The sequence below is a fragment of the Sphingomonas abietis genome, from assembly GCF_027625475.1.
Lineage (GTDB): Bacteria > Pseudomonadota > Alphaproteobacteria > Sphingomonadales > Sphingomonadaceae > Solisphingomonas > Solisphingomonas abietis.
On sequence record NZ_CP115174.1, the window covers coordinates 1,165,019 to 1,189,334 of the forward strand.

The 24,316-nt window shown below is 67.1% G+C and carries 30 protein-coding genes, 1 tRNA gene and 1 other RNA gene; 18 read left to right on the forward strand and 14 right to left on the reverse strand.

Annotated features, from left to right (window positions below; all coding sequences use genetic code 11):
• Nucleotides 1–98: 98 nt before the first annotated feature.
• Both PBT88_RS05655 and PBT88_RS05660 read right to left on the reverse strand, forming a co-directional pair.
• Nucleotides 99–734, reverse strand: coding sequence for a DedA family protein (locus tag PBT88_RS05655; RefSeq protein ID WP_270078239.1), 636 nt, complete (start codon nucleotides 732–734; stop codon nucleotides 99–101).
• Between the two features lie 46 nt (nucleotides 735–780).
• Nucleotides 781–1,668, reverse strand: coding sequence for a DMT family transporter (locus PBT88_RS05660; protein ID WP_270078240.1), 888 nt, complete (start codon nucleotides 1,666–1,668; stop codon nucleotides 781–783).
• Between the two features lie 129 nt (nucleotides 1,669–1,797).
• Between PBT88_RS05660 and PBT88_RS05665 the strand changes: the two genes are divergently transcribed.
• Nucleotides 1,798–2,553, forward strand: coding sequence for a hypothetical protein (locus PBT88_RS05665; RefSeq protein WP_270078241.1), 756 nt, complete (start codon nucleotides 1,798–1,800; stop codon nucleotides 2,551–2,553).
• Between the two features lie 56 nt (nucleotides 2,554–2,609).
• On the opposite strand, the gene PBT88_RS05670 is transcribed toward PBT88_RS05665, so the two are convergent.
• The 5 genes from PBT88_RS05670 to PBT88_RS05690 form a co-directional block, all read right to left on the reverse strand.
• The gene (locus PBT88_RS05670; RefSeq protein WP_270078242.1) at nucleotides 2,610–3,134 is read right to left on the reverse strand and encodes a TlpA family protein disulfide reductase; all 525 of its coding nucleotides are present in this window, start codon (nucleotides 3,132–3,134) and stop codon (nucleotides 2,610–2,612) included.
• A gap of 56 nt (nucleotides 3,135–3,190) precedes the next feature.
• Entirely contained in the window at nucleotides 3,191–4,495 is a 1,305-nt protein-coding gene (gene hslU / locus PBT88_RS05675; RefSeq protein WP_270078243.1) for an ATP-dependent protease ATPase subunit HslU, read from the reverse strand.
• Between the two features lie 121 nt (nucleotides 4,496–4,616).
• Entirely contained in the window at nucleotides 4,617–5,171 is a 555-nt protein-coding gene (gene hslV, locus PBT88_RS05680) for an ATP-dependent protease subunit HslV (protein ID WP_270078244.1), read from the reverse strand.
• A 61-nt stretch (nucleotides 5,172–5,232) separates the two neighbouring features.
• Nucleotides 5,233–5,913 carry an RlmE family RNA methyltransferase gene (locus tag PBT88_RS05685; protein ID WP_270078245.1) on the reverse strand — a complete coding sequence of 227 codons (681 nt, stop codon included), beginning with the start codon at nucleotides 5,911–5,913 and terminating at the stop codon, nucleotides 5,233–5,235.
• Nucleotides 5,914–5,922: 9 nt separating this feature from the next.
• Nucleotides 5,923–6,984, reverse strand: a complete 1,062-nt coding sequence (locus PBT88_RS05690) for a Ppx/GppA phosphatase family protein (protein WP_407696521.1) — start codon at nucleotides 6,982–6,984, stop codon at nucleotides 5,923–5,925.
• Nucleotides 6,985–7,132: 148 nt separating this feature from the next.
• Here PBT88_RS05690 and PBT88_RS05695 point away from each other — a divergent pair.
• The 3 genes from PBT88_RS05695 to PBT88_RS05705 all read left to right on the forward strand — a co-directional run bounded on the left by PBT88_RS05695 (nucleotide 7,133) and on the right by PBT88_RS05705 (nucleotide 8,837).
• Nucleotides 7,133–7,206 (forward strand) — tRNA-Gln (locus PBT88_RS05695).
• Between the two features lie 46 nt (nucleotides 7,207–7,252).
• Nucleotides 7,253–8,221, forward strand: a complete 969-nt coding sequence (gene trhO, locus PBT88_RS05700) for an oxygen-dependent tRNA uridine(34) hydroxylase TrhO (RefSeq protein ID WP_270078247.1) — start codon at nucleotides 7,253–7,255, stop codon at nucleotides 8,219–8,221.
• Nucleotides 8,172–8,837 (forward strand): glutathione S-transferase, encoded by a 666-nt coding sequence (locus PBT88_RS05705; protein WP_270078248.1) that lies wholly within the window; start codon nucleotides 8,172–8,174, stop codon nucleotides 8,835–8,837. Before trhO ends, PBT88_RS05705 begins: the two co-directional genes overlap by 50 nt.
• 3 nt (nucleotides 8,838–8,840) lie before the next feature.
• Here the strand turns inward: PBT88_RS05705 and PBT88_RS05710 are convergent, their stop codons facing one another.
• Both PBT88_RS05710 and PBT88_RS05715 read right to left on the reverse strand, forming a co-directional pair.
• The gene (locus PBT88_RS05710) at nucleotides 8,841–10,700 is read right to left on the reverse strand and encodes a DUF885 domain-containing protein (protein ID WP_270078249.1); all 1,860 of its coding nucleotides are present in this window, start codon (nucleotides 10,698–10,700) and stop codon (nucleotides 8,841–8,843) included.
• A gap of 81 nt (nucleotides 10,701–10,781) precedes the next feature.
• Nucleotides 10,782–11,198 (reverse strand): winged helix-turn-helix transcriptional regulator, encoded by a 417-nt coding sequence (locus tag PBT88_RS05715; RefSeq protein WP_270078250.1) that lies wholly within the window; start codon nucleotides 11,196–11,198, stop codon nucleotides 10,782–10,784.
• A 91-nt stretch (nucleotides 11,199–11,289) separates the two neighbouring features.
• Here PBT88_RS05715 and PBT88_RS05720 point away from each other — a divergent pair, with 91 nt between their 5' ends.
• Together PBT88_RS05720 and PBT88_RS05725 are read left to right on the forward strand one after the other, a co-directional pair.
• Nucleotides 11,290–12,504 (forward strand): IS701 family transposase, encoded by a 1,215-nt coding sequence (locus tag PBT88_RS05720; RefSeq protein WP_270075978.1) that lies wholly within the window; start codon nucleotides 11,290–11,292, stop codon nucleotides 12,502–12,504.
• 205 nt (nucleotides 12,505–12,709) lie between these two features.
• Nucleotides 12,710–13,555, forward strand: a complete 846-nt coding sequence (locus PBT88_RS05725; RefSeq protein ID WP_270078251.1) for an SDR family oxidoreductase — start codon at nucleotides 12,710–12,712, stop codon at nucleotides 13,553–13,555.
• Nucleotides 13,556–13,579: 24 nt separating this feature from the next.
• Here PBT88_RS05725 and PBT88_RS05730 read toward each other — a convergent pair whose 3' ends face one another.
• From PBT88_RS05730 to PBT88_RS05745, 5 genes are all read right to left on the reverse strand, one after another.
• Nucleotides 13,580–13,813 carry a DUF2842 domain-containing protein gene (locus tag PBT88_RS05730; RefSeq protein ID WP_270078252.1) on the reverse strand — a complete coding sequence of 78 codons (234 nt, stop codon included), beginning with the start codon at nucleotides 13,811–13,813 and terminating at the stop codon, nucleotides 13,580–13,582.
• The gene (locus PBT88_RS05735; protein WP_270078253.1) at nucleotides 13,810–14,373 is read right to left on the reverse strand and encodes a 5-formyltetrahydrofolate cyclo-ligase; all 564 of its coding nucleotides are present in this window, start codon (nucleotides 14,371–14,373) and stop codon (nucleotides 13,810–13,812) included. Before PBT88_RS05735 ends, PBT88_RS05730 begins: the two co-directional genes overlap by 4 nt.
• Nucleotides 14,360–14,516: non-coding RNA, 6S RNA (ssrS, locus tag PBT88_RS21265), on the reverse strand. The genes PBT88_RS05735 and ssrS overlap by 14 nt, the downstream gene beginning before the upstream one ends.
• A 12-nt stretch (nucleotides 14,517–14,528) precedes the next feature.
• Nucleotides 14,529–14,846 carry a cell division protein ZapA gene (locus tag PBT88_RS05740; protein ID WP_270078254.1) on the reverse strand — a complete coding sequence of 106 codons (318 nt, stop codon included), beginning with the start codon at nucleotides 14,844–14,846 and terminating at the stop codon, nucleotides 14,529–14,531.
• The gene (locus tag PBT88_RS05745) at nucleotides 14,846–15,070 is read right to left on the reverse strand and encodes a hypothetical protein (protein WP_270078255.1); all 225 of its coding nucleotides are present in this window, start codon (nucleotides 15,068–15,070) and stop codon (nucleotides 14,846–14,848) included. Before PBT88_RS05745 ends, PBT88_RS05740 begins: the two co-directional genes overlap by 1 nt.
• A gap of 188 nt (nucleotides 15,071–15,258) precedes the next feature.
• Here PBT88_RS05745 and gap point away from each other — a divergent pair, with 188 nt between their 5' ends.
• The 12 genes from gap (at nucleotide 15,259) to PBT88_RS05805 (ending at nucleotide 24,313) form a co-directional block, all read left to right on the forward strand.
• Entirely contained in the window at nucleotides 15,259–16,266 is a 1,008-nt protein-coding gene (gene gap, locus PBT88_RS05750) for a type I glyceraldehyde-3-phosphate dehydrogenase (protein ID WP_270078256.1), read from the forward strand.
• 143 nt (nucleotides 16,267–16,409) lie between these two features.
• Nucleotides 16,410–16,889: an MOSC domain-containing protein gene (locus PBT88_RS05755; protein WP_270078257.1), complete on the forward strand. Its 480-nt coding sequence runs from the start codon at nucleotides 16,410–16,412 to the stop codon at nucleotides 16,887–16,889.
• Nucleotides 16,886–18,082: a phosphoglycerate kinase gene (locus PBT88_RS05760; RefSeq protein WP_270078258.1), complete on the forward strand. Its 1,197-nt coding sequence runs from the start codon at nucleotides 16,886–16,888 to the stop codon at nucleotides 18,080–18,082. Before PBT88_RS05755 ends, PBT88_RS05760 begins: the two co-directional genes overlap by 4 nt.
• Nucleotides 18,079–18,507, forward strand: coding sequence for a VOC family protein (locus tag PBT88_RS05765; RefSeq protein WP_270078259.1), 429 nt, complete (start codon nucleotides 18,079–18,081; stop codon nucleotides 18,505–18,507). The genes PBT88_RS05760 and PBT88_RS05765 overlap by 4 nt, the downstream gene beginning before the upstream one ends.
• 82 nt (nucleotides 18,508–18,589) lie before the next feature.
• Complete coding sequence (locus tag PBT88_RS05770; protein WP_270078260.1) at nucleotides 18,590–19,483, forward strand: fructose bisphosphate aldolase; 894 nt, start codon at nucleotides 18,590–18,592, stop codon at nucleotides 19,481–19,483.
• 82 nt (nucleotides 19,484–19,565) lie between these two features.
• The gene (locus PBT88_RS05775) at nucleotides 19,566–20,018 is read left to right on the forward strand and encodes a hypothetical protein (RefSeq protein ID WP_270078261.1); all 453 of its coding nucleotides are present in this window, start codon (nucleotides 19,566–19,568) and stop codon (nucleotides 20,016–20,018) included.
• Nucleotides 20,005–20,697: a thiamine phosphate synthase gene (gene thiE, locus PBT88_RS05780; protein WP_270078262.1), complete on the forward strand. Its 693-nt coding sequence runs from the start codon at nucleotides 20,005–20,007 to the stop codon at nucleotides 20,695–20,697. The genes PBT88_RS05775 and thiE overlap by 14 nt, the downstream gene beginning before the upstream one ends.
• Nucleotides 20,694–21,104, forward strand: coding sequence for a hypothetical protein (locus tag PBT88_RS05785; protein WP_270078263.1), 411 nt, complete (start codon nucleotides 20,694–20,696; stop codon nucleotides 21,102–21,104). Before thiE ends, PBT88_RS05785 begins: the two co-directional genes overlap by 4 nt.
• A 56-nt stretch (nucleotides 21,105–21,160) precedes the next feature.
• A complete protein-coding gene (locus tag PBT88_RS05790) occupies nucleotides 21,161–22,219 on the forward strand; it encodes a L,D-transpeptidase family protein (RefSeq protein ID WP_270078264.1) in 1,059 nt (352 codons plus the stop codon).
• Nucleotides 22,216–22,794, forward strand: a complete 579-nt coding sequence (locus tag PBT88_RS05795) for a M23 family metallopeptidase (protein WP_270078265.1) — start codon at nucleotides 22,216–22,218, stop codon at nucleotides 22,792–22,794. Before PBT88_RS05790 ends, PBT88_RS05795 begins: the two co-directional genes overlap by 4 nt.
• Nucleotides 22,795–22,932: 138 nt before the next feature.
• Entirely contained in the window at nucleotides 22,933–23,496 is a 564-nt protein-coding gene (efp, locus tag PBT88_RS05800) for an elongation factor P (RefSeq protein ID WP_270078266.1), read from the forward strand.
• Nucleotides 23,497–23,500: 4 nt separating this feature from the next.
• Complete coding sequence (locus PBT88_RS05805) at nucleotides 23,501–24,313, forward strand: inositol monophosphatase family protein (RefSeq protein ID WP_270078267.1); 813 nt, start codon at nucleotides 23,501–23,503, stop codon at nucleotides 24,311–24,313.
• The last annotated feature ends 3 nt before the right edge of the window (nucleotides 24,314–24,316 follow it).

The following is a 24,316-nucleotide window of genomic DNA, read 5'->3' on the forward strand; positions in this document are numbered from 1 at the left end:
TCGTCGTCACTGACCAACAACAGCAAGAGGGCCTCTCCGGCAGCGGAGAGGCCCTTTTCGTAGGGGCCGATGGTGGGGCCGATGATGGGGGCGGGTGGTTAGGAGGAGCGCGTCCGGCGGATGGCGCGGACGCGGTGCCAGACGTAGAAGGCGCCGAGGATCACGATCGCGGCGACCACCACCAGATCGAGCTGGTGCATCACCGCCTTCAGCTGCGGATCATTGTTCCACGCCTGGCCGAGATGCTTGCCGATCAGCGCCAGCACGAAGCACCACGGCCAGGAGCCGACGAAGGTGTAGATGTGGAAGCGGGTCTGGTTCATCCGCGCCATGCCGGCGGGGACGGCGATCACGCTGCGGATCACCGGCAGCAGGCGACCGATCAGCACCGCCAGCCCGCCGAAGCGCGCGAAGAAGGCCTCGGCCTTGTCGAGCTCCTCCGGCCCGAGCAGCACCCATTGCCCCCAGCGCAGGATGAAGGCACGGCCGCCATATTGGCCGGCATAATAAGCGGGGATCGAGCCGAGGTTGCAGCCGATCGCGCCCGCCGTCGCCACGCCGATCAGGTCGAGCCGGCCGGTCGAGGCGAGATAGCCGGCGAACGGCATGATGACTTCGGACGGGAGCGGGATGCAGGCGCTCTCGATCGCCATCAGCAGCGCGACGCCGCCATAGCCCAGCGCGGAAATGACGGAGATGATCCACGTCGCGACGTGGCCGAGGATGTCGTGCATGGCGATGATCTGTCCGAGCCGGAGGCGTTTGTCTAGGCGGGCAAATCTAGGCCGGCTCCGGGATCGGCGCCTTGGGCCGGGCGCGGGCGAGCAGCACGCCGCCCAGCGCCAGCACGAAGCCGGTGATCTGGATCGGGCCGAGCGTCTCGCCGAACAGCGCCCAGGCCTCGATCGCGGCGAGCATCGGCACCAGCAGCAGCAGGCTCGACACCCGCGTCGCGCCCTGATGGCGGACCATCCATACGAGCAGCGAGAGGCCGGCCGCCGACAGCGCCAGCACCGACCAGGCAAGCCCGATCCACAGGATCGGCCGGTTGTCCCAATGATATTGCCCGATCGCCAGCGTCGCGACGATCGCGACGACCGCGCCGCCGGCATTCTGCACCGCGCCGGAGATGCGGATCGGATCGCTGGACAGCGCGCCGCGCTGGATCATCGTGCCGGCTGTCATGCCGAGCACGGCGACCACGGCGGCGATCGCGCCCCAGACATCGACCGAGCCGACGCCGCTCTTCATCAGCGTCGGCGCCAGGACGCAGCCGACCCCGGCGATGGCGACTCCCAAGCCGGCCCAGCTGCGGGCCGCCAGCCGCTCGCCGAACAGGCCGAAGCTCGCCACCGCGACCATCAGCGGCTGCAGGCTGCCGAGCAGCGACATGATCCCGGCCGGCATCCCGCGCCCAACTGCCCACCAGCTCATGCACAGATAGAAGCCGTGGAGCATCGCGCCGGCGGTCAGGTGCAGCCCGAGCCGGCGCCCGCGCGGCAGGGCCTCGCGCGCCACGGCGGCGGCGGTGCCGAGCAGCAGCACGGTGAGCAGCAGGCGCGCTGTCAGGAACAGCTCCGGAGACACGAACGGGATCACGGCGCGCGCGACGATGAAACCGGTCGACCAGATCAGGACGAAGAGGATGGGGGCGGCGGCGGCGAACATAGCGCCGCTCTTGGGGAAGGCAGAGGATGATGTCGATAGGCACATCTTCAAAAAGGCGCCACGGCTTTGATCTTGTGCGCTTCCTGGGTTTGGCTAGCCTGACAGAAGCGGCAAGGGGTGGGGAAGGCCATGGCTGATTATCGCGATATGCCTGGATCCGCACGGCTCGACGGGGAGAGATCGGGCGGCCTTTTGATCGATCAGCGATCTTTGACGATCCGGCAGAAGATTCTCCAAATGGCCAGCATCTTTCTTTGGGTCAGCCTGGGCTTGGCAGTGGTTGTCTATCTAGGAGCGCCGCGTGATCAGTGGTTGGATCAGGCGCGTTCTAGCTCGGCTATGACGAGTTTGTGGTTTCAGCCGGACGGATGGATCGTCACTGCGTTCATGGTCCCAATGATATTGGGAGGCGTCGTTCTGGTGCTGAACCTCCGGGCGATGCTCAAGTTGACGGTGCTTGCCCTGCTATTCGCCACGCTGGTCGGGGGCACGGCGCTAGCGCAGCGCGGATATGTCATGGTGATGGACGATCGGGTGCTGATTCATCCCGCGCTGCCATGGCATCATGACGTTTATTTCGCGCTGGCTGATGCGACGGTAACCGCTCGCGGGTGTCATCTCTGGCATAGCAAAAGTACCGCTCATCATCAGATTATCTTCAAAGTGCGCGGCGGCCCCGATGGTGGCCAGACCGTCGATCTGGGCGAAGCGGCCGATCGTGATATCGGAGCGTGGCTGGCCGTGATGCGCGACTATGATGACGGTTATCTGCCTTTTCCTGAGCAGGCCGGCCGCCATGCAGCGCATGATCCGGAGTGTCTGCGCTATTGGCTCGATGGACTCAGTTCACAGCAAGCGAGCCAGTTCGCCAGATTGCTCGGCTGACGACATCATGCGCTCCAAGGCAGCATATATCGTCAGTGATCGAACGGCGATCCGACCTAACGCGCCGCCGTCACCGCCGGCGCCGGTTCCGCCAGCAACGGGCCGACCACGGCGTCGAGAGTCTGCTGGTCGAAGGCGTCGGCCTTGGCGTAGCGGACCACGCCGGCGCGATCGATGATATAGCTGGTCGGCACGCCGCCGAGCGTCTGGAAGGCCGAACCCGAGACGCGATGGGCGAGCGGGAAGGCCAGCATCGCGGACAGCGGCTTGAGCATATAATCGGGCACCGAATCCTCGGTCGCCACCGCGAAGACGCGCAGGCCATCCTTGGCGTGCTGCCGGTAATAAGCGTCGATCGCGGGCAGCTCGCGCTTGCAGGGGCCGCACCAGGTCGCCCACAGATTGATCATCACCACCTGTCCGCGCAGCTGGTCGGACGTGATCTTCTGCTTGTCGAACATGGTGACCATATAGGCGGGCGCAGCCTGTCCGGGATGCAGCGCGTTCGCCGCCGAGGCTCCGATCATCGTGGAGAGCAGGACTGCGGCGACCGTGAATCCCGAGACTTTCCGAACCGCCATCTGCATCCCCCCGTCGTCGTTGCCCCGCGCTGCCCCCAGCGCCGCCGCCCCGGCCGCTACAGGATGTAGCGGCTGAGGTCGGTGTTCTTCGCGACGCCGGCAAGCTGCCCTTCGACATAGGCGGCGTCAACGGTGAGCGTGCTGCCCTGGCGATCCTCCGCCTCGAAGCTGACTTCCTCGAGCAATTTCTCCATCACCGTCTGGAGCCGGCGGGCGCCGATATTCTCGACGCTGTCATTCACCTGCGCGGCGATCCTGGCGATCGCCCGGATGCCGTCGTCGGTGAAGGCGATGGTGACGCCCTCGGTGCCGATCAGCCCGACATATTGCTGGGTGAGCGACGCGCGCGTGTCGGTCAGGATCGCGACGAAATCCTCCTCGGTCAGCGCCTTCAGCTCGACGCGGATCGGCAGGCGGCCCTGGAGTTCGGGGAGCAGGTCACTCGGCTTGGCGACATGGAACGCGCCCGATGCGATGAAGAGCACATGGTCGGTCTTCATCGGGCCGTATTTGGTGGCGACCGTGGTGCCCTCGATCAGCGGCAGCAGGTCGCGCTGCACGCCCTCGCGGCTGACCGAGCCGCCGCGCACGTCGGACACCGCGATCTTGTCGATCTCGTCGAGGAAGACGATGCCGTTCGCTTCCGCATCGGCCAGCGCGGCGCGGTTGAGGTCGTCGCTGTCGAGCCGCTTGTCGCTCTCCTCCTCGACCAGCTTCTTCCAGGCATCGCGCACCGGCAGCTTGCGGCGCTTGACCGGCTTGTTGCCGCCGAACGCCTTGCCCATCATGTCGGACAGGTTGATCATGCCGACCTGGCCGCCCATGCCGGGCACCTCGAACGGGGCCTGCGGCGTATCCTCGACCTCGATCTCGATCTCCTTGTCGTCGAGCTGGCCGTCGTGGAAGCGCTGGGTGAAGGCGATGCGCGTCGCTTCCGAGGCATCCTTGCCGACCAGCGCCTCGAGCAGGCGGCCGAGCGCGGCCTCCTGCGCCTTGTCCTTCACCGCGACGCGGCGGCGCTCGCGCTCCAGCCGGATCGAATCCTCGACTAGATCGCGGGCGATCTGCTCGACGTCGCGGCCGACATAGCCGACCTCGGTGAACTTGGTGGCCTCGACCTTCACGAACGGCGCGTCGGCGAGCTTGGCCAGGCGGCGGCTGATCTCGGTCTTGCCGCAGCCGGTGGGGCCGATCATCAGGATGTTCTTGGGGCTGACCTCGTCGCGCAGGTCGGCGCCGAGCCGCTGGCGCCGCCAACGGTTCCTGAGCGCGACCGCGACGGCGCGCTTGGCGTCGGCCTGACCGATGATGTGCTCGTCCAGCGCGCGGACGATGGCTTTGGGGGTGAGGGCGTCGTTCATTCTTCTATTCTCCCCCCTCCCTGGAAGGGAGGGGACGGGGGTGGGTTCGTCTGGGGCGTGGGCTGCGCGATACGGATGCGAACCCACCCCAACCCCTCCCTTTCAGGGAGGGGCTTCGGGTTCAGGAGGCTGACTCCAGCGTCTCGATGGTCAGCCGGTCGTTGGTGAACACGCAGATCTCGGCGGCGACCGCCATCGCCTTGCGGCAGACCGTCTCGGCGTCCGATTCGTAATCGACCAGCGCGCGCGCCGCGGAAAGCGCGTAGTTGCCGCCCGATCCGATCGCGGCGATGCCATGTTCCGGCTCCAGCACGTCGCCATTGCCGGTGAGGATCAAAGTCACCTCCTTGTCGGCGACGATCATCAGCGCTTCGAGGTTGCGGAGATATTTGTCGGTTCGCCAATCCTTGGCGAGTTCCACCGCGGCGCGCATCAGCTGGCCGTGATGACGCTCCAGCTTGGCCTCCAGTCGCTCGAACAGGGTGAAGGCGTCGGCGGTGGCGCCGGCGAAACCGGCGATCACGCCGCCGTCGTGAAGGGTGCGCACCTTGCGCGCATTGGGCTTCATCACGGTGTTGCCCATGGAAACCTGGCCGTCGCCGGCGATCACCACCTTGCCACCGCGCCGCACCGAAAGGATCGTGGTGCCGTGCCAGCCGATCTTGTCTTCGCTCATGAAATTCCCGCTCAGATGTTACGGAGCCGGATATGGTGCGCGTAGAGCCGGGTGCAACGGGTCAGGCTTCGGGCCGGCCCTTGAAGCCCTGCGCCACCACATACCATTCGGAGGATTCCTTGCGGCTGGCGGGCGGCTTGGCGTGCTTCACCGCGGTGAAGTTGCGCTTGAGCTCGGCGACCAGTTCGCTGTCGGCGCCGCCGGCCAGCACCTTGGCGACGAAGGTGCCGCCCTTGCGCAGGATCTCGGTGGCGAACAGCCCGCCGGCCTCGACCAGCGCCATCGTGCGCAGATGATCGGTCTGCTGATGGCCGACGGTGTTGGCGGCCATGTCCGACAGCACCAGATCGGCCTCGCCGCCCAGCGCCTCGGTCAGCACGCGGGGAGCGTCGTCATCCAGAAAGTCCATCATGAGGATCGTCACGTCGTCGATCGGATCGACCGGCAGCAGATCGATCCCTACGACCTTCGCCTTGGGGCATTTGCGGCGGACCACCTGGGTCCAGCCGCCCGGCGCGATGCCGAGATCGACGACGCGGGTGACGCCCTTGAGGAAGCCGAAGCGCTCGTCCAGCTCGATCAGCTTGTAGGCGGCGCGGCTGCGATAGCCGTCAGCCTTGGCCTGGCGGACATAGGGATCGTTTAGCTGGCGTTCGAGCCAGCGAACCGACGCGGTGGTGCGGCCCTTGGCGGTCTTGACCCTCTGCCGGCCGCCGGGGCCGCTGCTGCGCGTGATGCTCATCTGGCGGCCTTAGACGACCGAGCCGTCGCGGGCCATCAGCGAACGCAATATGCCCTCGCGAATGCCGCGATCGGCGACGCCGAGCTTGTCGGCCGGCCAGATATCGAGGATCGCCTCCAGGATCGCGCAGCCCGCCACCACCAGATCGGCGCGCTCGTTGCCGATGCAGGGTACGGTCGCGCGCTCGCGGACGGTCATGCCCGAAAGGCGCAGCGAGATGCCGCGCATCGCGTCCGCCGGCACCACCAGCCCATCGACCGCGCGGCGATCATAGGCCGGCAGCCCGAGATGCAGGCTGGCGAGGGTCGTCACCGTGCCGCTGGTGCCGAGCAGGCGCGGCGGCACCAGCGGGCGGGGCAGGGTGGCAGCGAAATCGGCGAAGGCGCCCGCGACGCGGTTCTTCATGCGGGCATAGGCCGCGATCGATTGCGCAGTATCGTCCGAACGGCGGCCGCCTTCGGCCTCGGTGAGCGAGACCACCCCCCATGGCGCCGAAAACCAGTCGAGGATGCGGCAGGTGCCGTCGTCATCGGTTTCGACCAGCACCAGCTCGGTCGAGCCGCCGCCGATATCGAAGATCAGCGCCGGGCCATCGCCGGCCGGCAGCAGCGCCTGGCAGCCGAGCACGGCCAGCCGCGCCTCCTCGCCGGGATCGATCACGTCGAGCAGGATGCCGGTCTCGGCCCGCACCTTGTCCACGAACGCGCGGCCATTGGTGGCACGGCGGCAAGCCTCGGTCGCGACCGAGCGGACGAGGGTGACGTGGCGCCGGCGCAGCTTGTCCGCGCAGATCGACAATGCGGCGACGCCGCGCGCGATCGCCGCATCGGAAATGCGCCCCGACGAGGCGAGGCCTTCGCCGAGCCGGACGATGCGCGAGAAGGCGTCGATGATCACGAACCCGTCGGCCGACGGGCGCGCGATCAGCAGACGGCAATTGTTGGTGCCCAAATCGAGCGCCGCATAGGTGCGGCGCTGTTCCGCGTCCCGCTTCATCGGCGGGGGCTTACGGCCCTGCGTGCCGGAATGTCTCCCGGCGCGCGGCCTGACGCTGGCGGCATCGTGCGCCATCGGCCGCTGATCCAATCCAAAAAAATGTCCCGGCGGACGATCCCGCCGATGCTTGCCGAGGAAGGTATAGATGCAAAAGCTTCGCTGCAAGGCCATCGGGCGTTGACACGGCAGGCGGACGAATCTAGATGGCCCGCCTGCCTGATGCTGCCCTGTCGTCTAAAGGTAAGACTACGGACTCTGACTCCGTTAATTGAGGTTCGAATCCTCACGGGGCATCCAGGCAAGACATTTGCCGGATCATGCATCGAAGACCGGATTGCGGGATATGACTGACCATAGCCTCCCGATCCGCGTCGCGGCTCTGTACCGATTCACGCCCTTCCACGATATCGAGGCGATCCGCGGGCCGCTGGCGCAGCTGTGCTGCGCGCGCGGCGTGAAGGGCACGCTGTTGCTCGCCCCCGAAGGCATCAACGGCACCATTGCCGGCGATGACGATGCGATCGAGGTCGTGCTGGCCCATGTGCGCGCCCTGCCGGGCTGCGCGGAGCTGGATGTCAAATTCTCACGCGCGGAAAGCCTGCCCTTTCATCGCATGAAGGTCCGCATCAAGCGCGAGATCGTGACGATGGGGGAAGAGGGCATCGATCCGCTGACCGATGTCGGCCATTATGTCGCGCCGGAGGACTGGAACGCGCTGATCGCCGAACCCGGCACGATCCTGATCGACACCCGCAACGATTATGAGGTCGCGATCGGCACCTTCGCCGGCGCGATCGATCCCCAAACCCCGACCTTCCGCGATTTCCCCGCCTGGTTCCGGGCGAATCGCGAATCGCTGCTGGGCGCGGGCGCGCCGCCCAAGATCGCGATGTTCTGCACCGGCGGCATACGCTGCGAGAAATCGACCGCCTTCCTCAAGGCGGAAGGGCTGGACGAGGTCTATCACCTGAAGGGCGGCATCCTCAAATATCTGGAAACGGTGGCCCCGGAAGACAGCCTGTGGGAAGGCGAATGCTTCGTCTTCGACCAGCGCGTGACGATCACCCACGGGCTGGGGCAGGGAACCCACGAACTCTGCCATGCCTGCCGCCGCCCGATCGATGCGGCGGCCAAGGCGTCGCCGCTCTATGCCGAGGGCGTCAGCTGCCCCGCTTGCCATGCCGAACGCAGCGACGCGCAGCGCGCCGGCTATGCCGAGCGGATGCGGCAGACGATGCTGGCGGATGCGCGCGGTATGGCCCATGTCGGCGCCGTCCTGCCGCACCACGCCGCCGGGCCGCGTGACGGCTAGGCCGATCCTCTACAGCTTCCGGCGCTGCCCCTATGCGATGCGGGCGAGGCTGGCGCTGCTGGTGAGCGGAACGCAGTGCGAATGGCGCGAGGTGAAGCTCGCCGCCAAGCCCGCCGAGATGGTGGCGCTGTCCCCCAAGGCGACGGTGCCGGTGCTGTCTCTGCCGGACGGGCGGGTGATCGACCAGAGCCTCGACATCATGCGCTGGGCGTTGGCGGGGAACGACCCGGAAAGCTGGCTGGACGGCGTGGACGACGCCCTGATCGCGGCCAATGACGGCGCGTTCAAGCATCATCTCGATCGCTACAAATATCCGCACCGCCACGGGTCCGATCCGGGCGAACATCGCGCCGCGGGGCTGGCGATGCTCGGTGCGATCGAGGAACGGCTGGCGGACGCGCCTTTCCTCCACGGTGTCCGGCGCGGGCTGACCGATGCGGCGATCATCCCCTTCGTCCGCCAGTTCGCCGCCACCGATCGGGCGTGGTTCGACGCCCAGCCGCTGCCTCATGTCCGCGACTGGCTGGACGGCTATATCGCCGCCGCCCTGTTCGAGCGCATGATGGCGCGCACCGAACCTTGGCGGCCCGGTGATGCGCCGATCGCGCTGGGCTGAGGCTCAGGCCTTGGCGGTGGCAATGTAGCGGTCGACGATGCGCTCCAGCAGCGTCAGCGGCACATTGCCCGATAGCACCACCGCATCGTCGAAGCGCCGCAGATCGAAGCGGCCGCCCAAGGCGGCCTGCGCCTTCAGACGGAGCATGTTGATCTGGTTGTGGCCCATCTTGTAGCCGCAGGCCTGCCCCGGCATCGCGCAATAGCGGGTGACCTCGCTCTGCACCTCGGCGAGCGACGATCCGGTGTTGGCGCGCATCCAGTCGATGCCCTGCTGGAGCGTCCAGCGCTTGGCGTGGATGCCGGTATCGACCACCAGCCGGCAGGCGCGGAAGCCGATCGACTGGAGATAGCCGAGCTTGCCCAGCGGATCGCCCTCATAGACGCCCAGTTCGTCGGCCAGCTGCTCGGAATAGAGCGCCCAGCCTTCCGAATAGGCGTTGAACGCGAGATAGGTGCGGAGCAGCGGCAACCGGTTGGCATATTCGCCCTGCCAGACATGGCCGGGAATGCCCTCATGATAGCAGAGCGTCGGCAGCGAGAAGCGCGGCCAGACGTGCATGTCCTTGAGGTTGATATAGTAATTGCCCGGCACCTTGCCGTCGATCGAGCCGGCGGCGGCATAGCCGAGCGGCGCGCCGTCCTGGATCGAGACGGGCACGGGTTTGATGATCAGCTTGCCCTGCACCAAGGTCGCGAAGGCGCGGGGCAGGCGGGGGCGGACATCGGCGATGCGACCGTTGAGATAGGCGAGCAGCTGGGCGCGGCCGGCGTCGCTGTCGGCGAACAGCTGGTCCGGGCGCTTGGCGAGCGCCTCCATCCGTGCGCCGACGCTGCCCTGGGTCAGCCCCTGCGCCTTGAGCAGGATGTCCATCTCCGACTGGATCCTCGCGATCTGCTCGCGGCCGAGCGCGTGCATCTCCTCGGCGCTGGCGGTGGTGGTGGTGCCGGCGCGCAGCGTCCACGCATAATAATCCTCGCCCTGCGGCAGCTTCCACACCCCGGCATCGGCGGTGGCGACGGCGCGCGAGGCCTTCAGCGCGGCGATCTGGCGATCGAGTGCTGGGGCGACCTTCGATCGGGCCAGCGCCTCGCCCTGTTCGGCGAAGCGATCGGGCAGGCCGGCCGCCTTGGCCTTGCGGCGGAGCGACCCGACCAGCTCCCAGTCGCCGACCGGCGCAGCACGGGAGGTCGTCATCTGGCCGAGGACGATATCGAGGATGAAGTCGGGCGCGACGACACCGGCTGCGCGCTCCCGATCCAGCCGCTCGGTCTCGGCGACCAGTTCGCCGGCATAATCCTCGACCCGGGCGAGATAGGCATCGGCATCGGCGGCATCGGTGACGGGCTGCTTGCTGTCGAGGAAATCGGGGATGTCGACGAAGGCCCCGCCGAGCTGCGTGACCGTATAAGGCGTGTTGCGGAAGCTGTTCTGGCCGTTCAGCGCCGCCATGTCGCCATAGGGAAAGCGCCATCCCGCCACCGCGCTCTGGAAGGCGTCCTGCGTGACGTCCAGGTCGAGCGCCTGCGCAGACGAGAGCGGGCCGCGATCGATCGCCTGGAGGCGCGCCAGCGTCTGCGTCGCCCATGCGCTCCGGCGGTGCTCGGCGGCCAGCGAACGATCGGTCAGCCGGGAACCCAGCACCGCATATTGGCCGGTGTCGATGCCATAATAGGTCGCGTTCTCGGGATATTCGGTGATCAGCGTCTGCGCGATCTCGGCCAGCAGCGATGCGGCGGCAGCGTCTGCCGGCGCCACGGCGGCCGGCGCGCCATCGGCGGCGAACGCGGCGCGCGGCAGGGCCAGGCTCGCGGTCAGCCCGGTGGCGCCGGCCAGGATATCCCGGCGATGGAATCCGCTCATATATGTGCCCCTTCGGTGATCGCGATCGTCATGAATATAATGCTTCGTCCAGGCCCGCCATGGCGGCCCCGCGGCGGACGATCAATCGGCGGATGCCAGCGCTTCGGCGCCGCGCGCGTCCCACGCCGCCATCATCTGCGGCATCGCCGTCTCGATCCAGTCGGCCAGCGAGCGGACCCGGTGCGCCGCCTCCACCCCGAGCGGGGTGAGCCGATATTCGACATGCGGCGGCACCACCGCGAAGGCCTTGCGAATGACCAGCCCGTCGCCTTCGAGCCATTGCAGCGTCTGCGCCAGCATCCGCTCGCTGACGCCGCCGATCATCCGTTTCATCTCGCCGAACCGCAGCGTGCGGTCTTCCAGCGCGATCAGCACCAGCACGCCCCACCGGCTCGTCATATGCTGGAGGATCGCGCGGGACGGACAATCGGCCGCCATCAGGTCGCCGCGCGCCAGCCTGGCCGAGAGCGAAAGCGGGGGTGTGCGATCTTTTTCCATACTTACTTCTGTGTACGTACTTACGAATAATAATCAAGGCGCCTAGCATTACAGTTGCATATCAAGCGGAACTCTGAATCAATAGGTCTCCATGGTAAGGAGGCCGTGGATGACGGGTGCATCGATAGAAGCGACACTGGAGTTGTGGGCGTCCTCGCTGCGGGACGTGAAGAGCCGTATGCGCGGGTTGTTCACGCAGGAGCGCGTTGCGGCGTCTGCGAACCTGTTTCTGGACGGCTTGCTGAGTGACGAGCGCCGCAAGACGGGTTGGATGCGCGCCGAGGCTGCAGGGGATCCGGGGCCTTGGCGGCAACAGGCTATTTTGGGCCGCGGGCGATGGGAGGCAGACGAGCTTCGCGACATCGTACGAGACTATGTTGTTGAGAGCCTTGCGACCGACGAGGCAGTCCTGGTCATCGACGAGACCGGTTTCCTCAAGCAAGGCAAGGCTTCCTGTGGCGTTGCGCGTCAATATACCGGATCGGCTGGCAAGATCACGAACTGCCAGATCGGTGTATTCGTGGCCTATGTATCGGCTCGCGGGCACGCGTTTATCGATCGCGCTTTGTATCTTCCAAAGAGCTGGACGGGTGATCCCGCACGACTTGCCGCAACCCATGTCCCTGAAGCGTTAGCCTTCGCCACCAAGCCGGCTTTGGCTGTTCAGATGATACAGCGGGCTTTGGCGGCCAAGGTCCCATTTTCATGGGTCGCGGCGGACGCCGTATATGGGGTCGGTGACGTCGAGCAGGCCCTGCGTCGAGCCTGCAAGGGCTACGTTCTCGGCGTGAAGTCGGATCACTATTTTGGCTCTTGGGGCGACAAGCCCCCGGTCGCAGGCAAGGCGGAGGAGATCGCACAAGACCTCGATGCAGACGCATGGAAACGCCTGTCCGCTGGTGAGGGCACAAAGGGCGCCCGTCTTCATGACTGGGCATATTGCGAGCTCGCCGATCTCGATGCCGATGAATATGACGAGACGAAATCAGGCGTGTGGACCCGGGGCCTGCTGATCCGCCGTAACATCAGCGACGGTGACCTGGCCTACTTCACGACCTGGTGCCCGGCCGGCACCAACATCCAGACACTCGTCGCTGTCGAAGGCCGTCGTTGGGCGATTGAAGATAGCTTCGAGACCACCAAAAACGAACTCGGCCTCGATCATAACGAAAGCCGTTCGTGGCATGGCTGGCATCGCCACGTCTCTCTGGTCATGCTCGCCTTCGCCATGATGGCGGTGATCCGATACCGCGCCAATGCCGTGACGCCCCCAAAAAGATCGAGGACGCGGACCGTCAGGATCTGATCCGCTGGTCGATCCAGGAAGTTCGGCGGATCGCCAACAAGCTCGCTCAGCGCCGCATACGGCCCGCGTACATCATCGCCTGGTCATGCTGGCGACGCGCGCACCAAGCCGCTGCCAGACGAGCTCATCTCAAAACTAGAATGCAACTGTAATGCTAGGTCAGAGATATCGACCCACCATTCACCAGCATAAGGGATCAGATACCATGACCATTGCCGTCACGGGCGCCACCGGCCAGCTCGGCCGTCTCGTCATCGAGGCGCTGAAGCAGAAGATCGCGGCCGACGATATCGTCGCGCTGGCGCGCACGCCGGAGAAGGCGTCCGATCTGGGCGTTCCTGTCCGCGGGTTCGATTATGCCGCGCCGGCGACGCTGGCCCCCGCGCTGGAGGGCGTCGACACGCTGCTGCTCGTCTCGTCCAATGCCGTCGGCGAGCGGGTGGCGCAGCATCGCCACGTGATCGAGGCCGCCAAGGCCGCCGGCGTCACCCGGATCGTCTATACCAGCCTGCTCCATGCCGATGTCTCGCCGCTCAGCCTGGCGGCCGAGCATCTGGCGACCGAAGCCGATCTCGCCGCGTCGGGCGTGCCGGCGACGATCCTGCGCAACGGCTGGTATACCGAGAATTATACCGGCTCGGTCGGCGGTGCGGTCGCCGGCGGGGCGTTTATCGGCACGTCGGGCGAAGGCCGCATCTCGTCCGCCACCCGCACAGACTATGCCGACGCCGCCGTCGCGGTGCTCATCGGCGCGGGCCATGAGGGCAAGGTCTATGAACTGGCTGGCGACGACGCCTATACGCTCGCCGATCTCGCCGCGGAGATTTCGCGCCAGACGGGCCAGGACATCCCCTACCGGAACCTGTCCGAGGCCGATTATGCGGCGGCGCTGGCCGGCTTCGGATTGCCGGCGGACTTTGCCGCGATGCTCGCCAGCTGGGGCACCGGCACCGCTGCCGGCGCGCTGTTCGACGATGGCCGTGCGTTGTCGGCGCTGACCGGCAAGTCGACCACGCCGATGGCCGAATCGGTCAAGGCCGCGCTCGCCTGATCCGCGCCGGGCGCTGGCGACCGCCTAGCGACGCCAGCGCCCGGTCTCGCTCCATTGCAGGATGCGGCGGAGCGGCAATATCCAGATCCAGCCGATGCCGGCGACCAGATAGAACAGCCCCTGCACCAGCGACGGCAGCCGCCCCACGGGATCGGCCAACTGCACGACCAGTCCCGCCCAGACGATGATCAGCACGAGGATCGCCAGCGCCCCCGCGGTGCGGCGCCAGCTTGGCCGATAGGGTTCGGGCGGGATCATGGCTCGATCCATTCCTTCTCGGTCACGATCGCGTGCAGCGGCATGTCCCATGGCTCGGGATGGAGGCGCTCGACCTCCTGTATGCTCCACGCGACGCCGATCCGCCAAGCCTGCGGATGGGCCGCGAACCAGCGATCATAATAGCCGCCGCCCTGGCCGAGCCGGTGCCCGGCGCGATCGAAGCCGAGCAGCGGGGCCAGGATGATCGCCGGCGCGATCGGTCTGCCGTCGGCCGGCTGCGGGATGCCGGCAAGCCCGGGCTGCATCGTGATATCGGGATGCCAGCGGACGAAGTGCATGGCGTCGTCGCCGGGAACCGGCAGCGCCACCTCATGCCCGAGGTGGAAGGCGCGCGACAGGAAGGGCAGGATATCGGGTTCGCCGCGATGGGCGACATAGCCGGCAATCGGCCCTTCGCGGGACAATAGCGGGGCAAGCCGGCGTTCGATCGCGGCGGCGTCGCCCACGAAAGCACGCCTGCGCGCCCGCAACGCGCGCCGCTGCTCGGCCTTGTCGAGGGCATCGAAACCGGGGTCAGGGATGGGTGGTGGGACCGCCATGACCGTTTGCTGGAATATCCTCTGACGCCTTTTACGTCAGGTGGGAACCATATAGTGCGGACCAGGATCCGCCCAGAGACAGCCCCCTTAGGATGTGAATCGCCTCAGGGATGTTCGCAAAAGCTCGTATCGGGCAGTGCCCACCGCCGAACAATCTAGGCGTTCTCGCCCGGCTTCTCAAGTCGCATGGCGATGCTTTCCAGTTTCTCGGCGCAGCGCTCCATCGCGGTGATGCGCTGGGCCTCCTCGATCCGGCCCTTGGCGGCGGCGTTGCGCGCCTCGTCCAGCTCATCGGCGAGCAGCAGCGCGGTCAGCAGCAGCTCGCGCGCCTCGCTGGCCTTGCCGATCGCCCTGGAGACGTCGCCGATCTTGGCATCGACCAGCCGGCCGAGCAGCCGCAGCCGATCCTCCTCGCCATCGCGGCAGGTCAGTTCGTGGCGCCGGCCGCCGATCTCGATCTCCACCTGCGCCATCAGCCCTGTCCCTCGATCAGGCGATCGAGCCGGGCGAGGGCGTCGGTCGCGCCGTCGTGGAGCTTGCGGTGTCGGGCCTCCAGCGCGGCGAGGCGCCCGTCGTCGGCACCGTTCGCGGGCAGGGGCGCGGAGGCCGCAGGCGAGGCCACGGCCTCCGCGACACGTTCGATAGCGGCTTCAATACGGGCCAAGGCCTGTTGGAAACGCTGGCTTTCCATGGTCATGCTTCGGCATAGCACGGCCCCGCGCGGACGCAACGGCAGCCCGCCGCGGTTGACGTTCGCTCAGGCGCAGGACAAAGGGGCGGGCGACCGGGCCTGACTCACTGGCCCGCCTGTTTTCCGGGAGGCCGCCGGCCATCCATTCCTGCGTGCCGGCGTTCGCCCATCGATTGCCCGAGGGAGAGACGACAATGGCTGTTAAGGTTGCGATCAACGGCTTCGGCCGCATCGGCCGGTTGGTTGCGCGTGCGATTCTGGAGCGGCCGGATTGCGGGCTCGAGCTGGTCTCGATCAACGATCTCGGCAAGCCCGAGGACAATGCCCGCCTGTTCAAGCGCGATTCGGTCCATGGCACCTGGAAGGGCACCGTCGAGGTCGACGGCCATGATCTGATCATCGACGGCAAGCGTATCGGCGTCACCGCCGAGCGTGATCCGGCCAATCTGCCGCACGCCGCCAACGGCGTCGACATCGCGCTGGAATGCACCGGCTTTTTCACCGATCGCGACTCCGCCGGCAAGCATCTCGCCGCCGGCGCCAAGAAGGTGCTGATCTCGGCCCCGGCCAAGGGTGTCGACCTCACCGTCGTGTTCGGCGTCAACCACGAGAAGATCACGTCGGAGATGACGATCATCTCCAATGCCTCCTGCACGACCAACTGCCTGGCGCCGGTCGCCAAGGTGCTGAACGATGCGATCGGCATCGAGCGCGGCCTGATGACCACCATCCACGCCTACACCAACGACCAGAAGATCCTCGATCAGGTCCACAGCGATCCGCGCCGGGCACGCGCCGCCGCGATGTCGATGATCCCGACCACCACCGGCGCAGCCCGCGCCGTGGGCGAGGTGCTGCCCGAGCTGAAGGGCAAGCTGGATGGCTCGGCCATCCGCGTGCCGACGCCCAACGTCTCGATCATCGACCTGACCTTCACGCCCAAGCGCGACACCACCAAGGACGAGGTCAACGCGCTGCTCAAGGCGGCCGCCGAAGGCCCGCTGAAGGGCGTGCTCGATTACACCGACGAGCCGCTGGTTTCGATCGATCTCAACGGTGCGCCGGTCTCCTCGACCGTCGACAGCCTCGAGACGACGGTGCTCGAGGGCAAGCTGGTCCGCGTGCTCAGCTGGTACGACAATGAATGGGGTTTCTCGAACCGCATGGTCGACACGGCCGGCGCGATCGCCAAGACGCTCTGAGACTTGCGTTCGGCATACCCTTTCCCCGTTCGTCCTGAGCCCGTCGAAGGACATGCCACAGGCGCATCGCCCGGGGCACGTGCTTCGACTTCGCTCAGCACGAACGGGGAGAAGGTGACGGCGTGCCGAGCGGGAGCGCCGGTGTGACCGGCCGTCTCCTCGGCATTGCGAGGAAAAGCCGCCCCAAGGGCGCGGTCGAGACGATCGACCGCGCCCTTGTCGGGCTGGAGAGCGGCATCGAGGGCGATTTTCGCGGCAGGATCAAGCCCGGCGGCAGGGGCCGCCGGCAGGTCACCGCGATGATGAAGGCGGACTGGGATGCGGCGATGGCGGAACTCGGTCATCCGCCGGTCGTCTGGTCGGACAGGCGGGTGAACCTGCTGGTCGACGGCATCGATCTGCCGCGCGATCCGGGCGCGCGCCTGCGGATCGGTTCGGCATTGTTCGAGATCACCGGGGAATGCGATCCCTGCCAGCGCATGGAAGGCGTGGCGGTGGGGCTCGAAGCGGCGCTGACGCCGGACTGGCGCGGCGGTCGCACGATGCGCGTGATCGGGGCGGGCGCGATCGCGCTCGGCGACCCGGTAACGCTGGACATTCACAATTTGCGGGAGGCGGTATGACTTCGTTCAAGACACTCGACGACATCGGTGACGTGAAGGGCAAGCGCGTGCTGGTCCGCGAGGATCTCAACGTGCCGATGGACGGTGCGCGGGTCACCGACGATACGCGCCTGCGCGCTGCCGCGCCGACCATCGCCGAACTCTCCGACAAGGGCGCGATCGTGCTGATCCTCGCCCATTTCGGCCGCCCCAAGGGCGAGCGCAACCCGGATATGAGCCTCGCGCTCGTCACCCATGCGCTGCGCGACGTGCTCGGCCGCGAGGTCGCCTTCATCGACGATTGCGTGGGCGAGGATGCGGAGGCCGCCGTCGCGCGGCTGGAGCCTGGCCAGATCGCGATCCTGGAGAATACCCGCTTCCACAAGGGCGAGGAAAAGAATGATCCCGCGCTGGCCGAAGCGATGGCGAAGCTCGGCGATCTGTATGTGAACGATGCCTTCTCGGCCGCGCACCGCGCCCATGCTTCCACCGAGGGGCTCGCCCACCAGCTGCCGGCCTATGCCGGCCGCGCGATGGAGGCGGAACTGACCGCGCTGGAGAAGGCGCTGGGCAACCCCGAGCATCCGGTCGCGGCCGTGGTCGGCGGCGCCAAGGTCTCGACCAAGCTCGACGTGCTCAAGCATCTCGTCGCCAAGGTCGATCACCTGATCATCGGCGGCGGCATGGCCAACACCTTCCTCGCCGCGCGCGGCGTCGATGTCGGCAAGTCGCTGTGCGAGCACGACCTGACCGGCACCGCCGACGAGATCCTCGAGGCGGCCGACAGGGCCAATTGCACCGTCCATCTGCCCTATGACGTGGTGGTGGCGAAGGAATTCCGCGCCAACCCGCCGACCCGCACCGTCAACGTCCACGAGGTCGCTGCCGACGAGATGATCCTCGACGTCGGCCCAGCCGCGGTCGAGGCGCTGGGCGACGTGCTCAAGAATTGCCGCACTTTGGTGTGGAACGGGCCGATGGGCGCGTTCGAGACGCCGCCGTTCGACGCCGCCACGGTCAGCCTCGCCAAGACGGCGGCGGCGCTGACCCAGGACGGCAGCCTCGTCTCGGTGGCGGGCGGCGGCGACACCGTCGCGGCGCTCAACCAGGCCGGCGTGGCCGACGCCTTCACCTTCGTCTCGACGGCGGGCGGCGCCTTCCTCGAATGGATGGAAGGCAAGGAGCTCCCGGGCGTCGCGGCACTCACGGCATGATCACCATCCGGGCGATCGACCATGTGGTGCTCCGCGTGGTCGATCTCGACCGGATGGCGCGTTTCTACATTGATGTGCTGGGCGCCCGATTCGAGCGGCATCAGGAGCAGATCGGCCTCTACCAGCTGCGCGTCGGCGAGGCGCTGATCGATCTCGTGCCGGTCGATTCCAAGGCGGGGCGGGTCGGCGGCGCGGCGCCGGGCCAGGAAGGCCGCAACGTCGATCACATCTGCTTCCGCGTGCTGCCATGGGATGGCCCGGCGATCCTGAAGGAACTGAAAGGGCACGGCATCACCGCCGAGATCCTTTCCCGCTACGGTTCGGATGGCGAGGGGCCATCCATCTATCTGGACGATCCCGAGGGCAATACGCTGGAGCTGAAAGGGCCGCCCTGGGCGCCCGTTCCGAAATCGGATTGGAAATGATTGTGCGTGACGGCGTTGTCAGCCTTGCCGTCACCGGCTTAGTATTTATTGCACCGCACAATCCCAAGGAGCGAGGGCCTCGATGACCGATCCGAAGATGATGGCGCAGATGACCGGCGGGGCGGGTTTCATCGCCGCGCTCGACCAGAGCGGCGGTTCCACCCCCGGCGCGCTCAAGGCCTATGGCGTCCCCGAAAGCGATTATGCCACCGAAGCGGGCATGTTCGAGGCGATCCACCAGATGCGCGTCCGCATCATCACCGCGCCGTCCTTCACCGGCCAGAAAGTGCTGGCCGCGATCCTGTTCGAGAAGACCATGGACGGGCAGGCCGATGGCGTGCCGGTGCCGACCGCGCTGTGGAATCGCGGCGTCGTGCCCTTCCTGAAGATGGACAAGGGGCTGGAGGACGAGGCAAACGGCGTGCAACTGATGAAGCCGATCCCCGGCCTCGATCCGCTGCTCGAGCGCGCGGTGAAGCTCGGCGTGTTCGGCACCAAGATGCGCTCGGTGATCAAGGCGGCGAACCGCGAGGGCATCGCCGCGATCGTAAAGCAGCAGTTCGCCATCGCCGAGCAGATCATCGGCCACGGGTTGATGCCGATCATCGAGCCCGAAGTCTCGATCAAGGCGCCCGACCGCGAGGCGATCGAGGATATCCTGCTCGACGAGATCACGAAGGCGCTGGATGCGATGACCGGCGACAAGCAGGTGATGCTCAAGCTGTCGATCCCGGCCAAGCCCGATCTCTACGCGCCGCTGATCGGCCATCTGCGCGTGACCCGCGTGGTGGCGCTGTCCGGTGGCTATGCGCGCGCCGAGGCATGCGAGCATCTCGCCCATAACCACGGCATGATCGGCAGCTTCTCGCGCGCGCTGCTGGAAGACCTCCGCCACGGCATGACCGACGGCGAGTTCGATGCGGCGCTCGCCGCGGCGATCGACGAAATCTACACCGCCTCGGTGGTGAAGGCGTAGGCGACAGGTGACGACCGCCGCGCCATCGTCGGATGGTGGTGCGGCGGTCCTGTCCTTCGCCTATCATCGCAGCATCGGCCCGATGCTGGGCGTGCTGATGGGGCTCGCCATCGTCGAGACCATCGTCGTCCACATCCTCGCCATGGCGATCTGGGGCTGGAAGGTGGCGCTGGCACTGTCGCTGCTGGATATTGCGGTCATCGTCATGCTCGTCAGGCTGCTGCGCTCGTTCCGGCGCTGGCCGGTGACGATCGCGGGGCGCACGCTCACCATGCGGCTGGGTCGCCGCCTCTCCGTCACCGTCGATATCGACGATATTGCGGGCGTTCGGACAGGCTGGGATCAGGACGCGATCAAGCGAAAAACGACCCTGAATCTTGCGCTGATCGCCTGGCCGAACATCATGTTCGATCTGCGCGAGCCGATCAAAGTGAGGCGTCGGCGCATCATATCGACGATTGCGCACCGTCTGGACGATCCCGCCGCTTTCCACGCCGCGATCGCGAGTCTAGAGCGCGGGCATGGAGATCGATGAATCTGAACTGAAGCTTGATCCAGGCTTCGCCGCGCGGTTCGAGGATGATCGGCGTCGGCCGCCGTGCCAACTCTATCTGATCTCGCCGCCCGCGATCACCACGGATTTCGTGGATACGCTGGCGGCGGCGTTCGATGGCGGGCCGGTGGCGGCGTTCCAGCTGCGCCTCAAGGGCCTGATCGACGATCATGCGATCGCCAAGCTCGCCGAACCGATCCAGAAGCTGTGCGCGGATCGCGATGTCGCCTTCATCGTCAACGACTCGATCGGCCTCGCCAAAAGGCTGGGCGCCGACGGCGTGCATCTCGGCCAGGAGGATGGCGACGCGCGCGAGGCGCGGGACGTGCTCGGGCCGTCGGTGCAGATCGGCGTGACCTGCCATGACAGCCGCCATCTCGCGATGGAAGCGGGCGAGGCCGGGGCCGACTATGTGGCGTTCGGCGCCTTCTACCCGACCACCACCAAGGAGACCAAGCACCAGGCCGAGCTCTCCCTTCTCGGCTGGTGGACGACGCTGTTCGAATTGCCGTGCGTGGCGATCGGCGGGATCACGCCGCAGAATGCGCCGCCCCTGATCGCGGCCGGTGCCGATTTCCTCGCGGTGTGCGGTGCCGTCTGGAACGATCCGGCCGGGCCGGCAGCGGCGATCGCGGCGTTCGACGCGGTGCTCAAGGGATGATCCGCCGCGCCGCCCGCGTCGCCGCGCTCGTCGCGGCCGGGGTGGATTGCGCCGGCGCGTGGCTGGATTGGCGGCAGGGCGACCTGCACCTGTCGCTGCGCTGGGCGGCGCTGGCGACGGCGATCGCGCTGGTGCCCTGCGCCATCGCCTTTCTCGCCGCGATCGCCCGGCGATTGCGCGAGCCGGCCGGATCGCACGGCCCGGTGCGGACGGTCGACACCATCCGGCTGCCGCTGGTGGTGCCGCGCGGCTATGTCGGTGCGGCGGTGCTGGGCGGCATCGCCACCCTGGCGGCGATGGGCGAGGGATTCGGTTTCTACATCTTCCTCGCCGGCGTCGCGCTGATCGCGCTGGCGCTCTCCCAGGCGACCTCGCGGCCGGCGATCCCGACGCTCCGCCGCGTCTGAGGGATATTTGAGCCGCTACAGGGCGTTACTCTCCCGTTACGACGCGGAGAGAATGCATGGTCCGGTACAAGAAGATGACGGCGGTGGGTGTGGCATTGCTGTTGGGCAGCGCGCTCGCCGCGGCGCCGGTGGTGCCCGGCAAGGGGCCGGCGGCGGCGGCCAGGCCTGCGGCGGTTCCCGCGGCCAAACCGAAACCCGGCCCCGATCTCGCGATCATGAAGACTCAGGTGATCCTCGATCATCTCGGCTTTTCCCCGGGCGTGATCGATGGCCGGGCAGGGGCGGGCCTCAAGCGGGCGATCGCCGGCTTCCAGAAGGCCAATGGCGTGGTTGCGACCGGCGAGATCGACCAGCGCACCGGCGCCGCGCTCGATCGCTTCAACGCGACCCAGCCGGTGCGCGAGATCGTGCTGACCGAGGCCGATCTGGCCGGCCAGTTCGTCGGCCCGATCCCGCACAAGGAGGATGAGCAGGCCAAGCTCCCCTCGCTCGGCTATTCCAATCCGCTGGAGATGCTGTCCGAGCGGTATCACACCACCAACGCGGTGCTGATCGCGCTCAATTCACCGAATACGCCGGTGGCGCCGGGAGCGAAGATCAAGGTGCCCGACGTCGTCACCGCCGGCCGCGCCTATCCGGCCGACATTCCCGAGGCCTATAAGCAGACGCTCGCCGGGCTCAACGTCGATTCGAGCCAGCCCAAGGCCGATCATCTCGTCGTCTCCAAGGCGGACAAGACGCTCTCCGTCTATGACGCGCAGGACAAGCTGCTGGCCCAGTTCCCGGTGACGACGGGCAGCAGCCACGATCCGCTGCCGATCGGCACGTGGAAGATCATGGTGCTGGATTACAACCCGACCTTCCACTTCAACCCCAAGCTGTTCTGGGATGCCAAGAAGGGCGAGAAATCGGCGATGCTGCCGGCCGGCCCCAATGGCCCGGTGGGGGTGATCTGGATGGACCTCAACAAGGAGCATTACGGCATCCACGGCACGCCGGTTCCCGAGAATATCGGCCGCACCGCCAGCCATGGCTGCGTGCGGATGACGAACTGGGATGCGGCGCGTCTTTCGCTGATGGTCAAGCCGGGGACGCCTGCTATCTTCCAGCCATGAGCCGCTTCGGAATCATCGTCGCACTGGTGCTGCTGGCCGGGCTGATCGCCTTCGCCTCGGTGGTGCATGTCACCGGCCCGGGCTGGAGCGGCGCCGGTGGCGGTAGCACGACAGGCCCTCGCATCGTGCGGGCGGAGGCGCCGTCCTCCCTGGTCATTCCGGTGCAGGGCGTCGAGCGCGCGGCGCTGCGCGACAATTGGGCGGAGCCGCGCGGCGGCGGCGCTCGCGTCCACCATGCCATCGACATCATGGCGCCGACCGGTACGCCGGTGCTGGCGGCCGCGGACGGCATCATCGGCAAGCTGTTCCAGAGCCGGCTCGGCGGCACGACCATCTACGAACGCTCGATCGACGGCGGCACCGTCTATTATTATGCCCATCTCGATCATTATGCGCCGACCCTGGTGGAGGGGCAGACGGTCAAGGCCGGGCAGGAGATCGGCGCGGTCGGCTCCACCGGGGACGCCGATCCGGCCGCCCCGCATCTCCATTTCGAGATCCACCGCATGGCGCCCGGCGAAGGCTGGTGGCAGGGGCAGGAGGTCAATCCCTATCCCATCCTCGCGGGGAAATGACGCGACATCGCAGGGGGCGGCGACGGCGGGCGTTGCCCCGACTCCGTTGCCCCGACTCATGGCCGACTTGCCCGCGAGGCGATCCGGCGCTACAGGCCGCGCCTGCTCTTTCCCATCCTTGAACATCAGGTGTAGCCCATGAAGATCAGCGGCGTGGACATTCGTCCCGGCAACATCATCGAATATGAAGGCGGCATCTGGCGCGCCGTGAAGATTCAGCACACCCAGCCCGGCAAGGGCGGCGCCTATATGCAGGTCGAGCTGAAGAACCTCATCGACGGCCGCAAGAACAATGTCCGCTTCCGCTCGGCGGAATCGGTCGAGCGCGTGCGCCTCGATACCAAGGATTTCCAGTTCCTGTTCGCCGACGGCGAGCAGCTGACTTTCATGGACAAGGAAAATTACGACCAGATCACGCTCGACAAGGGCGTGCTGGGCGACGCGGCGGCCTTCCTGCAGGATGGCATGGACGTGGTGATGGAGCTCTATGACGAGCGCCCGATCTCGGTGCAGCTGCCCGACACGATCGAGGCGCTGATCGTCGAGGCCGACGCGGTGGTGAAGGGGCAGACCGCCTCCTCGTCCTACAAGCCGGCGATCCTCGAGAATGGCGTGCGCGTGATGGTGCCGCCGCACATCGGCGCCGGCGTCCGCATCGTCGTCGACGTCTACGAACAAACCTACGTCCGTCGCGCGGACTGATCAGATGGCAGTCCATTCCGGCCTCATCACCGTCATGCAGAAGGCCGCCCGCAAGGCGGCCCCCAAGCTGCGCCGCGACTTCGGCGAGGTCGATGCCCTCCAGGTCTCCCGCAAGGGCCCCGCGGATTTCGTCTCGGCCGCCGACAAGGCCGCCGAGCGCACGATCCTCGAGGAGCTGCGTCACGCCCGCCCCGATTGGGGCATCCTGGCCGAGGAAGGCGGCAGCATCGAGGGTGATCCCACGAAGCCGCGCTGGATCGTCGATCCGCTGGATGGGACGACCAACTTCCTGCACAGCCTGCCGCACTTCGCGATCTCGATCGCGGTCGAGGAGCCGCGTCCGTCCGGCAAGGGCGAGATCGTCGCGGGGCTGGTCTACCAGCCGATCACCGACGAGAGCTTCTGGGCGGAGAAGGGCCGGGGCGCGTGGCTGCACGATCGTCGCCTGCGCGTCTCCGCGCGTCGCGACGTGACCGAGGCGCTGCTCGCCACCGGCATGCCGTTCAACGGCCATGGCGATTTCGATGTGTGGCAGCGGATCTTCCGCACGCTCGGCCCGGAAGTCGCGGGTGTCCGTCGCTTCGGCTCGGCCGCGCTCGATCTCGCCTGGGTCGCCGCGGGGCGTTTCGACGGCTATTGGGAAACCGATCTCAGCCCGTGGGATGTCGCGGCCGGCGAACTGCTGGTCCGTGAAGCCGGTGGCTTCGTCACCGATTTCCGGGGCGGCGACCAGACCCGCGAGCGCAAGCAGTGGCTGGCCGCCAATGACGCGCTCCATCCCCGCCTGCTCAAGCTGGTGGCGGCGGCGCTGCGCTGACCC